This window comes from Streptococcus oralis (assembly GCF_016028255.1).
GTDB classification, from domain to species: Bacteria; Bacillota; Bacilli; order Lactobacillales; family Streptococcaceae; genus Streptococcus; species Streptococcus oralis_AC.
The window spans coordinates 227,850-240,539 of sequence record NZ_CP065707.1; the positions used below are offsets into that span (position 1 = coordinate 227,850).

Below are 12,690 nucleotides of genomic sequence, written 5' to 3' on the forward strand. Positions count from 1 at the left end.
TTCATACACAGAGACCAATCACTTTATAAGGGCAGAACGACACAAATCAGCGATTGGCTGTGTATGTGCGGTTCTGGGTGATCGTCAATTTGCATCGTCTGTCTCCTTTCCTTGTTCTAAAACAGTAGAAAATCCCACCATAAAATGGCAGGATTAAAAAACTAATTATCTGTTTTTTCGTTCAAGCTTTAACTCCATAGGGCAATGAAATGAGCTTAGTCTTGGCCTTCGCGACCAGGACTGTTGACCAACGAGTAGTGTCTCCACTGCTTTGCGGTAGTCATCCGTATCCCTATGGTAGCCTCACCTACCGTTTTCGTCTATCAGTATAAACCTTTAAAATATAAAAGTCAACGATTTATCATAATTTTCTTAAATAACAATTAATTCCTTCGGCGCTAGAGTCAACAATTCGCAACCGTTATCTGTAATTAAGATATCATCTTCAATACGAACGCCGTATTTTCCTTCAATATAAATACCTGGTTCATCAGTCAAGACCATACCGGATTTAATGACTTCTTTGGAAGTTTGGCTAAAGTAAGGTTCTTCGTGGATATCCAGTCCGATACCGTGTCCGATACCGTGTGTAAAGTAGTCGCCATAACCTGCCTCGATAATAATATCACGAGGAATTTTGTCAAAGTCACGGAAACCTAAGCCAGCCTTAGCTTGATCAATCAGAGCTTGGTTGGCTTTCAGAACCGTATTGTATATTTCTGCCTGCTCGTCACTGACATGACCGAGGTAGATGGTCCGTGTCATATCACTGACATAGTGGTCGTAGAGACAGCCGAAGTCCATGGTAATAGCTTCTCCCGCTTCAACCGGTTTGTGCATTGGATGAGCATGGGGCTTAGAAGAGTTGATGCCACTTGCTAAAATGGTATCAAAAGACAAGCCTGCCGCTCCTAGCTCCCGCATGCGGAAATCAAGGAAGTTGGCAATCTCAATTTCAGTTTTTCCTGGTTTGATAAAATCAAGCGCATCGCGAAAAGCTTGGTCTGAGATAGAACAAGCCTTGCGAATAGTCGCAATCTCTTTCTCATCTTTAATCATACGAAGCGCTTCAACAAACTGAGTCTGTGGAAGCAAGTCAATTCCTGCAAAAGCTGCCTGCATACGGTGGTAATAAGAAACCGCAATCTCGTCCTCAAAACCGACCCGAGACAAGCCCATATCCTTAACAATGCCTGCAATAACAGCCAATTCATCGCGGTCAGCCACAATCTCAAAACCTGTCACTTCTTGCTTAGCTGCAATGATATAGCGAGAGTCTGTCACCAAAATCTGACGGTCACGGCTGATAAAGACTGTTCCATTTGAACCCCAAAAACCAGTCAAATAATAGACGTTTTTAAGGTTGTTGATGATGATACCATCTAGTTCTTTTTCTTGCATTTTAGCTAGAAATGCTTGTACACGTTTATTCATGATGTAACTTTCCTTTCAAATAGTGTCCTGTGTAGCTGGCTTCATTGCCCGCTACTTCTTCTGGAGTTCCTGTTGCGATGATGGTTCCACCACCGACACCGCCCTCAGGTCCCAAATCGATGATATGGTCTGCCGTCTTGATGACATCCAAATTGTGCTCGATGACGAGGACTGTATTGCCATCGTCGACAAAGCGAGCTAAGACCTTGAGCAAGCGAGCAATGTCCTCAGTATGAAGCCCTGTCGTTGGCTCATCCAGAATGTAGAAAGATTTTCCTGTCGAGCGTTTGTGGAGTTCACTAGCCAACTTCATACGTTGGGCTTCTCCCCCTGAAAGGGTCGTAGCTGGTTGCCCTAACGTTACATAGCCCAGCCCCACATCCTTGATGGTCTGAAGTTTGCGTTGAATCTTAGGAATGTGTTGGAAAAATTCCACCGCATCGTTGACGGTCATGTCCAAGACCTGCGAGATATTCTTTTCCTTATAGTGGACTTCTAGGGTTTCACTGTTGTAGCGAGTCCCGTGGCAGACTTCACAAGCCACGTAAACATCTGGCAAGAAGTGCATCTCGATCTTGATAATCCCGTCACCTGAGCAGGCTTCACAACGACCTCCCTTGACGTTGAAACTGAAACGACCCTTCTTGTAGCCTCTAATCTTAGCTTCATTTGTCTGGGCAAAAAGGTCACGTATATCGTCAAAAACTCCTGTATAGGTAGCTGGATTAGACCTCGGTGTCCGTCCGATTGGGCTCTGGTCAATATCAATCAGACGATCCACATGCTCAATCCCTGTAATCGTTTTAAACTTACCAGGTTTGTCTGAATTGCGGTTGAGTTTCTGAGCAATAGCTTTTTTGAGGATGCTGTTGATTAGGGTCGATTTCCCTGAGCCAGATACCCCCGTCACTGCGATAAATTTTCCTAGTGGGAAGCGAGCAGTGACATTTTGCAAGTTGTTCTCACGCGCTCCTGTCACCTCGATAAAACGACCATTTCCGGAACGGCGCTCTGCTGGCACTGGAATGGCTCTTTTGCCCGACAAGTACTGACCTGTGATGGACTTACTGTTGCGAGCCACTTGCTTAGGTGTCCCTGCAGCGACGATTTCCCCACCAAAGACTCCCGCACCAGGACCAACGTCAATCAGATAATCCGCCTCGCGCATGGTATCTTCGTCGTGTTCCACAACGATGAGAGTATTGCCCAAGTCACGCATTTTTTTCAAGCTGGCAATGAGACGGTCATTGTCCCTCTGGTGAAGTCCGATCGACGGCTCATCTAGAATATAAAGGACGCCTGATAGATTAGAACCAATCTGGGTTGCCAAGCGAATACGCTGACTCTCTCCTCCTGATAGGGTTCCTGCCGAACGTGACAGGGTTAGATAATTAAGACCCACGTTATTGAGGAAGGTCAAACGGTCCTTAATTTCCTTGAGAATAGGACGAGCTATGATGGCTTCATTTTCAGATAAGGTCAGCTGGCTCACCAACTCCAAGTGGTCTGCGATAGACAAGTCTGAAATCTCTCCGATATGGGGACCTTGCTCGCCACCCACACGGACAGACAAGGCCTGATCGTTAAGACGGTAGCCGTGACAAGTTCCGCAGGTCAGTTCATTCATATAGAGGCGCATCTGAGTGCGGGTGTAATCACTGTTAGTCTCATGGTAACGACGCTTGATATTATTGACAACTCCCTCAAAAGGAATGTCGATATCGCGCACACCGCCAAATTCATTCTCATAGTGGAAATGAAATTCCTTGCCCTCAGACCCATAGAGAATCAAGTTTTTATCTTCTTCTGACAAGTCCTCAAAAGGCTTATCCATATCCACTCCAAAGGCTGTCATGGCTTGTTCCAGCATGTTTGGATAGTAGTTGGATGAGATAGGATTCCAAGGAGCCAAAGCCCCCTCACGCAAAGTTTTGCTGGTATCAGGAACTACCAAATCAGTATCCACCTCCAGCTTGATGCCTAAACCATCACACTCGCTACAAGAGCCAAAAGGGGCATTAAAGGAGAAGAGACGAGGCTCTAACTCTGGAACAGTAAAGCCACAAACTGGGCAAGCATAATGCTCAGAGAAGAGCAACTCAGAATCGTCCATAGTGTCGATAATCACATAGCCTTCTGCGATACGAAGGGCAGCCTCAATGGAGTCAAAGAGACGGCTACGGATACCCTCCTTGATGACAATACGGTCAACCACGACATCGATATTGTGCTTCTTGCTCTTGGATAGCTCTGGTACTTCGGTCACATCATAGACTTCCCCATCCACTCGGACGCGGACGTAGCCGTCTTTCTGAACCTTTTCAATGACGCTCTTATGTTGCCCTTTTTTCTTACGAATGACAGGAGCTAAAATTTGCAAACGCTGACGTTCAGGCAACTCCAAGACCTTATCAACGATTTGCTCAACAGAAGAAGCCTTGATAGCCCCATGCCCGTTGATACAGTAAGGCGTCCCCACACGTGCGTAGAGGAGACGCAGATAGTCATTGATTTCAGTCGTTGTTCCAACGGTCGAGCGCGGGTTTTTGCTGGTGGTTTTCTGGTCAATGGAAATAGCTGGGCTGAGGCCATCAATAGCATCCACGTCTGGTTTTTCCATATTGCCCAAGAACTGGCGAGCGTAGGCTGACAAACTCTCTACATAGCGACGTTGTCCCTCCGCATAGAGGGTATCAAAAGCTAGACTGGATTTCCCAGAACCTGACAAGCCCGTTACGACGACCAGCTTGTCTCTAGGAATCTCCACATCGATATTTTTTAAGTTATGGGCACGTGCCCCATGAATCACAATTTTATCTTGCATCTTTGTTCTTTCTAGTCCATTATTGCTTTCCATTATACCAAAAAATGTGAAATTCTATTACCCAAAAAGCTGTTTTTATAGTATAATAGTACGGTGCAAAAAATGAATCACTGAATAGTAGGAAAGGATAGGGGATATGAAACAAGTTTTTCTCTCAACAACAACTGAATTTAAAGAGATCGACACGCTTGAACCGGGTACTTGGATCAACCTCGTCAATCCTACACAAAATGAATCGTTGGAAATTGCCAACGCCTTCGATATCGACATCACCGACCTCCGAGCACCGCTCGATGCGGAAGAAATGTCCCGTATTACCATCGAAGATGAGTATACTTTGATCATCGTGGACGTTCCCATCACAGAGGAAAGAAACAATCGCACCTACTACGTAACGATTCCGCTAGGGATTATCATCACCGAGGAAACCATTATCACTACCTGCTTGGAAGCCCTCCCAGTTCTCGATGTCTTTATCAACCGTAGACTGCGTAACTTTTACACCTTCATGCGTTCACGTTTTATCTTCCAGATTCTCTATCGCAACGCAGAGCTTTACCTGACTGCCCTTCGTTCGATTGACCGTAAGAGCGAACAAATCGAAAGTCAACTTCACAAGTCTACTCGAAACGAAGAGCTGATCGAGCTCATGGAATTGGAAAAGACCATCGTCTATTTCAAGGCCTCACTTAAGACGAACGAGCGCGTGATCAAGAAATTGACCAGTGCAACCAGCAATATCAAGAAATACCTAGAAGACGAAGACCTACTCGAAGACACCCTGATTGAAACCCAACAGGCCATCGAGATGGCAGATATCTATGGAAACGTCCTTCACTCTATGACAGAGACCTTTGCCTCTATCATTTCCAATAACCAGAACAACATCATGAAAACTCTGGCTCTCGTGACCATCGTCATGTCTGTCCCAACCATGATCTTCTCAGCCTACGGGATGAACTTCAAGGATAATGAAATCCCTCTAAACGGCGAGCCTCACGCCTTCTGGTTAATCGTCTTTATCGCCTTTGCTATGAGTGTCTCGCTCACTCTCTATCTCATCCATAAAAAATGGTTCTAAGAGGAGTTCCTATGTCTCAGATTGATTTACAAAAACTAACCAAGAAAAACCAAGAATTTATCCACATCGCTACCCAACAATTTATCAAAGATGGTAAAACAGACGCTGAAATCAAGGCTGTCTTTGAGGAAGTTATTCCTAAAATCCTTGAAGAACAAGCCAAAGGAACGACAGCTCGTTCCCTCTATGGCGCTCCAACCCACTGGGCTCATAGTTTCACTGTCAAGGAGCAATATGAAAAAGAGCATCCTAAGGAAAATGACGATCCAAAACTCATGATTATGGACTCAGCTCTTTTCATCACTAGCCTCTTTGCCCTCGTCAGTGCCCTCACAACCTTCTTCTCAGCAGATCAGGCTATTGGCTATGGTTTGATTACCCTCTTGTTGGTTGGACTTGTAGGAGGACTTGCCTTCTACTTGATGTACTACTTTGTTTACCAGTATTATGGACCAGACACAGACCGTAGTCAACGCCCTCCATTCTGGAAATCAATCCTCGTCATCCTGGCCTCTATAGTCCTTTGGTTGGTTGTCTTCTTTGCAACAAGCTTCCTACCAGCAAACCTCAATCCAGTCCTTGCTCCATTGCCTTTGGCTATCCTGGGAGCTGCCCTTCTCGCTCTTCGCTTCTATCTCAAGAAACGTTTCAATATCCGAAGTGCAAGCGCGGGCCCATCACGTTACTAAGATAATAAATAAGCAACTGCTCAGGCGGTTGCTTTTTTGCTTGCTTTCTTGAGATTCAATAGAACTTCTGAGTCTCATTCTTGTAGTTTTCTCTCATCTTTTGTGATAAAATAGGCTCAATCTATTTCTAGGAGGATGAGATATGGTTTCTACTATTGGTATTGTTAGTTTGTCTAGTGGTGTTATCGGAGAGGATTTTGTCAAACACGAAGTGGACTTGGGTCTCCAACGTCTCAAGGATTTGGGACTCAATCCTGTCTTTTTGCCCCATTCGCTAAAGGGCTTGGACTTTATCAAGGATCATCCTGAGGCGCGTGCAGAGGATTTGATGCAGGCATTTTCTGATGATAGCATTGACATGATTCTTAGCGCCATCGGTGGGGATGATACCTATCGTTTGCTACCTTATCTTTTTGAAAATGACCAACTACAAAAGGTTATCAAACAAAAGATTTTTCTTGGTTTCTCGGATACGACCATCAATCACCTCACGTTGCATAAACTAGGGGTCAAGACTTTTTATGGGCAATCCTTTCTGGCAGACATTTGTGAATTAGACACGGAAATGTTAGCCTATAGCCTTCATTACTTTAAAGAACTAATCGAGACGGGAAGAATCTCAGAAATCCGCCCTAGCGACCTTTGGTATGAGGAACGGGCTGATTTTAGCCCCAAGGCTCTGGGAACAGCTCGGGTCAGTCATGTAAATACAGGTTTTGACTTGTTACAAGGAAATGCTCAGTTTGAGGGGGAAATCCTCGGTGGTTGCCTTGAGTCCCTCTATGATATCTTTGACAACTCTCGATATGCGGACAGTAGAGAACTCTGCCAAAAGTACAAACTCTTCCCTGATTTATCCGACTGGGAAGGAAAGATCCTCTTGCTAGAAACAAGCGAAGAAAAGCCTGAACCGAAAGACTTCAAAAAAATGTTGCAGGCTTTGAAAGAAACTGGGATATTTGAGGTCATCAGTGGACTCTTGGTCGGGAAACCTATGGATGAAACCTTCTATGATGACTATAAAGAGGCGCTAATGAACATCATTGACAGCAATATCCCGATTGTCTATAATCTAAACGTTGGCCATGCTACACCAAGAGCTGTTGTGCCCTTCGGCGTCCATGCTTATGTGGATGCAAAAGAGCAAGTCATTCGCTTTGACTATAACAAAAAATAAACAATTTCTCTATTTTTGTGCTTTGGTATTGATTTTCGTTACAATTTGTGTCTAAATTTATTGCATTTTGCTTATTTCTATGATATCTTTTTGAAGGAGGTATATATGACTAAACAAAAAATAAATCAAATTGTCGGTTCAATTGGAGCCTTTATCGGGATTATTGTATTTATCGCCTACATCCCACAAATTTTTGCCAATTTACAAGGCAACAAAGCTCAACCATTCCAGCCTTTATCCGCAGCAGTATCTTGTTTAATTTGGGTTATTTACGGGTGGACAAAAGAACCTAAGAAGGATTGGATACTAATTATTCCAAACTCAGCTGGCGTTGTCTTAGGTGGACTGACATTTCTCACTGCACTATAAAAATTACTAGCATATAATCAAAAAGCTGAGAGGAATTTCTCAGCTTTTTCTATATTCTCAGATAGTTAGACGCTTGGACTCACTAACTTCCGCTTTTCCACTCACAATCATTCTCATGATCATCTATCAGACCTGCCGCCTGTAGAAAAGATAAAACGGCAACTGGACCTGTGAACTTGAAACCTCGTTTTTTTAGATCTTTGGCTAATTTTTCAGACAAGGCTGTTTTAGCAGGTGCTTGGCGATAGTCAGGAACATCATTCACGATAGTTTTCCCCTCAACAAAAGACCAGAGATAGGTATCAAAGGAACCGTAGTTTTTCTGGACTTGTAAAAATGCTTGAGCGTTGGCACGCGTAGCAAAGAGCTTGGCACGATTTCGGATGATGGCTGGATTATCTAACAAGGCTTCCAACTCCCCATCTGTCATTTCTGCGACACGTTGGGCTTGGTAGTTGTAAAAGACTTCTCGGAAAGCTTGGCGTTTCTTTAGTACCGTTTCCCAAGACAGACCAGCCTGATAAGTCTCCATACAGAGCAGTTCAAAAAGAGCGCGGTCGTCATGAAGGGGTTGGCCCCACTCCTGATCGTGGTAGGCGATATAGAGAGGATTGGTCATCTTGACCCACGAACAACGTTTTGGCATATTATTCTCCTATTTGACCAACATCTTAAGAGCTGACTTGATATAGTTCTCGGCTGTATCTGTCGTTCCTTCAAAGAATTTCTTGATTTTCTTGAGCTCGGTCGCCTTGTAGCCCAATGCCAACATGGCTTCCATAGCTTCTTCCAGTTCTTGGTTTTCAGCGCTGGTTTGCACTGCCACCTTGGCAGGAAGGTCATCACTAGCCACGACTACCTTGCCTTCCAAGTCTAGCACCATCTGTTGGGCTGTTTTCTTACCAATTTTAGGGAACTTGGTCAAGTAGGTGATGTTCTTAGTCTCAATCGCCTGAACCAAGCCAGCATTATCATCGGCTGCGATGATAGCAAGAGCTGATACAGGACCAATCCCAGAGACCGAGATCAGACTAAGAAAGAGCTTCTTCTCATCTTCTGAGCGAAAACCATAGAGCAGATGTGCGTCCTCACGAACAACTTGATGCACATAAATTTGAGTCTCTTGATTAACCCGACCTGAGTAAGCATAGGGATTGGCTACACGCAAGATATAACCGATACCATTGACCTCTAAGACAATATATTTAGCAGTGATTTTAGTAATGATTCCTTTTAAATATTCGTACATAGTTTTTTCTCCATTATTTTGCCTATCTAGTATATCATATTTTCCCAAGACAGATGGCAACAAAAGGTGCAACCTCTGGTTGACAAATAGTACAGGAGATTGTATTCTCATTATAAGTAAAAACTGTTAGGATAGAGGTAGAAAAAGGAGGATAGAATGATGAAACTCGCAGAAAAACTATTTGAGCTCAGAAAGGAAAAAGGTTGGTCCCAGGAAAAGCTAGCAGAACAAATCAATGTTTCTCGGCAAAGCATCTCAAAATGGGAGTCTGGACAAGTCCTTCCTGAAATCGAAAAAATCATTGAATTAAGCAAGATTTTCCAAGTGACAACTGACTATCTACTACTGGATGAAAACTCTGAAAAAGATTCCACAGCAGTGATTTTGGAGGAAGAAAAGGACAAATACTATAAAGAGGCTAAATCCTTTGGTCTCTGGCAAATGATTTATATTTTCGTCTTGGCTCTGGCTATCTATCTCTTTTTAGCTGGTTCTAGTTTCCCAGCCGAATTCACCGCCTGGATTTGGCTGACCTTCGTTCTTTTGATTGCTTCAGCGATTGCTATCAACAAAGCTCTCAAAACCAAACAACGTTATCTTGATAAAGTGATTGGTCTTGAGAATCCTTCCGACAAAGACGACACTACAAAATCTTGAGTCACCTAGTTCAGTTTTCACAACACTTTTTATAGGACTGGTCTTGTCAAGCAAGTGTAAACCTCGTGTCAACTTGCCCATATCCAATCAAAGTACCACCTTAGAAAAACTAAAAAGCCTTGTTTAAAAGGAACAAAGGCTTTTTGTGTTCTTAATATTTCCCCAACTCACGAAGACTAGTGTGATTTTCCTGAATGCGACGGAACATCTTTTCCATATCCGACTTAGTGAAGTGCACCAAAACAGGACGTCCGTGGGGACAGTTGTAGGGATTATCACATTGAGAAAGCTGATAGAGGAGCTGTCTAGCCGAGTGTCCATCGATACGATGGTTAGCCTTGATAGACCGCTTGCAGGACATCATAATAGCCAACTCTGCTCGATATTTCTTGATAGAAACTTCCTTGGTCAAAAGGAGCATGTCACACATCTCATAGATGCCTGATTCAATCTCTTCTTCTGCCATCCAGATAGGATGTTCACGTAAAATAAATTGATTCTCCCCGTACTCTGCTAGAAAGACGCCCACTTCCTCCAAAAGTGCCATTCTTTCCTTGAGACGTAGGGCATCATCCGCTGGAAATTCAAAGATATAGGGCACTAGGAGTTGCTGCTGGCTCTGGTCAACATTACCAATACTTTCTCGGTATTCCTCATACTTGACCCGTTCCTGAGCAGCGTGCTGGTCTATGATATAGAGCCCATCTCGCCCTTGGGCAAAGAGATAGGTTCCATGCATTTGCCCGAAAAATTCCAACTCTGGGAAGCTTGAAGATTCTTCTCGCTCCAGCTTATCATAGGCCTTATCTAGACTGGCTAAATCTAGCTCTGGATGGTCCAGTTGGTCATAGTTAGCTGGCTTTCTCTCTGCAAAATGCAGTTTTGCTGGCTTAGTCAATTGCTCCAAGGTTTCTTTGGCAAATAAAGTCAAATCCTGTCCTTCATCAGTCAATTCTACCTGATAATCAGCTACTTCAGCTTGACTAGGTCTTGTCGGCTCAGTTTTCTCATAGTAGAGCGTATTTTCTTTGAGTGGGAGAATGGTCTGCTCCACCTTTTGACGATTGCGCACGGTCGATTTGGCAAGATTTTCCAAGGCATCTGGAATCAAGGTTTGCTCCTTGAGACTGTTGGAAATAGCTTCTGAGACCAGCGTCATCAGTTCTTTTTCCTTGGAAATCCGTACCTCTTGCTTGGTTGGATGTACATTGACATCCGCTAGATAAGGATCGATATGGATGTGAATGACAGCCAGTGGAAAACGTCCAACCATGAGCTTACTGCCATAACCATCTAAAATAGCACGATTGAGTAGGAAGTTCTTGATATAACGACCATTGATGAAAAGACTGATATAGTTGCGGTTGGCTCTAGTTAACTCAGGCAAGGACACAAAACCTGTAATTTCGAAATCAAGGTCAGAATTCTCAATTTCAATCATCTTCTTGGCACTCGCCAAACCATAAATTCCTGCGATGGCTTGACGCAGTTGACCAGTCCCTGCTGTCCGCGTCATCTCCTTGTCATCACTAATCAAACTGAAGGAAATCTCAGGATGGGCCAAGCCCAGACGGTTGACAATATCAATGATATGAGACAACTCCGCTTGCTGGCTCTTCATATACTTGAGACGGGCTGGCGTGTTGAAAAAGAGATCCTCCACACAAACCTTGGTTCCCACTGGACTAGTCGCTGGAATGACTTCCTCAACTTCTCCCCCACGCGCGACTAACTTGGTTCCATGACTAGCACCATCTACCGCCGTTAACAGAGTCAGAACACTAACAGAAGCGATAGAAGGCAGGGCTTCACCACGAAAACCAAGCGTCCGAATCCGAAAAAGATCTGCTTGATTTTTTATCTTACTAGTCGCATGACGACGCAAAGCCAATTCCACCTCATCGTGGACAATTCCATGGCCATTATCGGTGATTTGGATTTTCTTGAGACCAGCTTCTTCAATCTCAATGATAATCTGGCTAGAGCCAGCGTCAATGGCATTTTCTACCAACTCTTTGACCACACTAGCAGGACGTTCAATCACTTCTCCCGCCGCTATCTGGTTTGCCAGTACCTCTGGCAATTCAATAATATGAGACATCTTTCAGCCCCTTTCTGTATCTATTTTCCTAGAAATTGATCAGTGCTATTATACCATATTTCAGATGCTACCAGAAAAAGCAAATACCACATAGACTCTAAATCTCTCCACATAGACAAAGTCCCTTGCCATGGACCGTAAAATAGTGTTTAATAAAGGTGTACAGGAAGTGATCACAAGCTTGTATAACTGAAAAGGAGGGAAATTTATGAAAGTAGAACTACAGATTAAGGAGACGTACAAGGAAGAAAAGCTGATTGTCCAAGCACCTCAAGAAACTAAAAACGTCCAAAAAATCATCGAATTTGCTGAAAATCTTGACCAAAAAGAAACAATCAAAGGTAAGATTGATGATCAGGTCTATCTAGTTGAAATTGGCAAGATTCAGCGCTTCTATATCGAGAATCGAAAGGTTCTAGCAGAAACTGCATCTCAGACCTACAGCATTGATTTGTGGCTCTATCAGGTTCTTGAAATTCTGCCAACCACTTTTATCCAAATTTCCCAATCAGAAATCGTTAATATCGACTCGATCTCTCATCTCAAGCTCACGCCCAACGGTCTGGTTGAAATTTTCTTGAAAAACGAAAGCTTCACCTACTCTTCACGCCGTTACCTAAAAACCATCAAGGAGAAATTAGAACTATGAAAAAACAAGTATTTCACGACGCAGCTGCTGGTGTCCTCATCGGCCTCATCCTCTCTATCATCTTTTCACTCATTTATGCTCCAAATACCTACGCCCCATTAAGTTCCGACTCTCTCATCGGCCAAGTGATGGCTCAACATCAGGTTCACGGCGCCCTGGTTTTGCTCTACTGCACACTTATCTGGTCAGCTATCGGCGTTCTCTTTAGCTTTGGTAAGCGATTATTCAGCCGTGACTGGAGCTTGCTCCGTGCCACACTTTCCCATTTCTTCCTCATGCTGGCTGGCTTTGTCCCACTAGCAACTCTGGCTGGTTGGTTTCCCTTCCACTGGATTTTCTATCTCCAGCTCATTCCAGAGTTTGCGATCGTCTACCTCATCATCTGGGCTATTCTCTATAAAAGAGAAGCTAAAAAAGTAGACCACATCAATCAACTTTTGGTCCATAAAAAGTAATAAAG

The 12,690-nt window shown here is 43.8% G+C and carries 12 protein-coding genes and 1 riboswitch; of the genes, 7 read left to right on the top strand and 5 right to left on the bottom strand.

Features of this window, described 5'->3' with window-relative positions; translation table 11 throughout:
- Nucleotides 1-165: 165 nt before the first annotated feature.
- A riboswitch (M-box (ykoK) riboswitch) is annotated at nucleotides 166-317 on the bottom strand.
- Nucleotides 318-372: 55 nt separating this feature from the next.
- Together I6G42_RS01145 and uvrA are read right to left on the bottom strand one after the other, a co-directional pair.
- Entirely contained in the window at nucleotides 373-1,434 is a 1,062-nt protein-coding gene (locus I6G42_RS01145) for a M24 family metallopeptidase (RefSeq protein ID WP_038804649.1), read from the bottom strand.
- Nucleotides 1,427-4,258, bottom strand: coding sequence for an excinuclease ABC subunit UvrA (uvrA, locus tag I6G42_RS01150; RefSeq protein ID WP_038804650.1), 2,832 nt, complete (start codon nucleotides 4,256-4,258; stop codon nucleotides 1,427-1,429). Before uvrA ends, I6G42_RS01145 begins: the two co-directional genes overlap by 8 nt.
- A gap of 136 nt (nucleotides 4,259-4,394) precedes the next feature.
- Here uvrA and I6G42_RS01155 point away from each other — a divergent pair, with 136 nt between their 5' ends.
- From I6G42_RS01155 to I6G42_RS01170, 4 genes are all read left to right on the top strand, one after another.
- A complete protein-coding gene (locus tag I6G42_RS01155; protein WP_038804651.1) occupies nucleotides 4,395-5,339 on the top strand; it encodes a magnesium transporter CorA family protein in 945 nt (314 codons plus the stop codon).
- An 11-nt stretch (nucleotides 5,340-5,350) separates the two neighbouring features.
- Nucleotides 5,351-6,028, top strand: a complete 678-nt coding sequence (locus I6G42_RS01160) for a DUF1129 domain-containing protein (RefSeq protein ID WP_038804652.1) — start codon at nucleotides 5,351-5,353, stop codon at nucleotides 6,026-6,028.
- Nucleotides 6,029-6,170: 142 nt separating this feature from the next.
- The gene (locus tag I6G42_RS01165; RefSeq protein ID WP_038804653.1) at nucleotides 6,171-7,205 is read left to right on the top strand and encodes a S66 family peptidase; all 1,035 of its coding nucleotides are present in this window, start codon (nucleotides 6,171-6,173) and stop codon (nucleotides 7,203-7,205) included.
- A gap of 105 nt (nucleotides 7,206-7,310) precedes the next feature.
- The gene (locus I6G42_RS01170) at nucleotides 7,311-7,574 is read left to right on the top strand and encodes a SemiSWEET family transporter (protein WP_000166112.1); all 264 of its coding nucleotides are present in this window, start codon (nucleotides 7,311-7,313) and stop codon (nucleotides 7,572-7,574) included.
- 82 nt (nucleotides 7,575-7,656) lie between these two features.
- On the opposite strand, the gene I6G42_RS01175 is transcribed toward I6G42_RS01170, so the two are convergent.
- Nucleotides 7,657-8,220, bottom strand: a complete 564-nt coding sequence (locus I6G42_RS01175; RefSeq protein WP_038804654.1) for a DNA-3-methyladenine glycosylase I — start codon at nucleotides 8,218-8,220, stop codon at nucleotides 7,657-7,659.
- Between the two features lie 9 nt (nucleotides 8,221-8,229).
- Complete coding sequence (gene ruvA, locus I6G42_RS01180; RefSeq protein WP_038804655.1) at nucleotides 8,230-8,823, bottom strand: Holliday junction branch migration protein RuvA; 594 nt, start codon at nucleotides 8,821-8,823, stop codon at nucleotides 8,230-8,232.
- A 159-nt stretch (nucleotides 8,824-8,982) separates the two neighbouring features.
- On the opposite strand from ruvA, the gene I6G42_RS01185 reads away from it, so the two are divergent.
- The gene (locus I6G42_RS01185; protein ID WP_038804804.1) at nucleotides 8,983-9,480 is read left to right on the top strand and encodes a helix-turn-helix domain-containing protein; all 498 of its coding nucleotides are present in this window, start codon (nucleotides 8,983-8,985) and stop codon (nucleotides 9,478-9,480) included.
- A 151-nt stretch (nucleotides 9,481-9,631) separates the two neighbouring features.
- On the opposite strand, the gene mutL is transcribed toward I6G42_RS01185, so the two are convergent.
- Entirely contained in the window at nucleotides 9,632-11,581 is a 1,950-nt protein-coding gene (gene mutL / locus I6G42_RS01190; RefSeq protein ID WP_038804656.1) for a DNA mismatch repair endonuclease MutL, read from the bottom strand.
- 208 nt (nucleotides 11,582-11,789) lie between these two features.
- Between mutL and I6G42_RS01195 the strand changes: the two genes are divergently transcribed.
- A complete protein-coding gene (locus I6G42_RS01195; RefSeq protein ID WP_038804658.1) occupies nucleotides 11,790-12,230 on the top strand; it encodes a LytTR family DNA-binding domain-containing protein in 441 nt (146 codons plus the stop codon).
- Nucleotides 12,227-12,685, top strand: a complete 459-nt coding sequence (locus I6G42_RS01200; protein ID WP_038804659.1) for a DUF3021 domain-containing protein — start codon at nucleotides 12,227-12,229, stop codon at nucleotides 12,683-12,685. The genes I6G42_RS01195 and I6G42_RS01200 overlap by 4 nt, the downstream gene beginning before the upstream one ends.
- Nucleotides 12,686-12,690 lie beyond the last annotated feature (5 nt).

Bases quoted from the DNA above. Each gene is read 5' to 3' on its own strand.
- I6G42_RS01160 (WP_038804652.1), top strand. From the start codon at position 5,351: ATGTCTCAGATTGATTTACAAAAACTAACCAAGAAAAACCAAGAATTT.
- ruvA (WP_038804655.1), bottom strand. From the start codon at position 8,823: ATGTACGAATATTTAAAAGGAATCATTACTAAAATCACTGCTAAATAT.
- I6G42_RS01165 (WP_038804653.1), top strand. From the start codon at position 6,171: ATGGTTTCTACTATTGGTATTGTTAGTTTGTCTAGTGGTGTTATCGGA.
- I6G42_RS01195 (WP_038804658.1), top strand. From the start codon at position 11,790: ATGAAAGTAGAACTACAGATTAAGGAGACGTACAAGGAAGAAAAGCTG.
- I6G42_RS01185 (WP_038804804.1), top strand. From the start codon at position 8,983: ATGAAACTCGCAGAAAAACTATTTGAGCTCAGAAAGGAAAAAGGTTGG.
- uvrA (WP_038804650.1), bottom strand. From the start codon at position 4,258: ATGCAAGATAAAATTGTGATTCATGGGGCACGTGCCCATAACTTAAAA.
- I6G42_RS01170 (WP_000166112.1), top strand. From the start codon at position 7,311: ATGACTAAACAAAAAATAAATCAAATTGTCGGTTCAATTGGAGCCTTT.
- I6G42_RS01155 (WP_038804651.1), top strand. From the start codon at position 4,395: ATGAAACAAGTTTTTCTCTCAACAACAACTGAATTTAAAGAGATCGAC.
- I6G42_RS01145 (WP_038804649.1), bottom strand. From the start codon at position 1,434: ATGAATAAACGTGTACAAGCATTTCTAGCTAAAATGCAAGAAAAAGAA.
- I6G42_RS01200 (WP_038804659.1), top strand. From the start codon at position 12,227: ATGAAAAAACAAGTATTTCACGACGCAGCTGCTGGTGTCCTCATCGGC.
- mutL (WP_038804656.1), bottom strand. From the start codon at position 11,581: ATGTCTCATATTATTGAATTGCCAGAGGTACTGGCAAACCAGATAGCG.
- I6G42_RS01175 (WP_038804654.1), bottom strand. From the start codon at position 8,220: ATGCCAAAACGTTGTTCGTGGGTCAAGATGACCAATCCTCTCTATATC.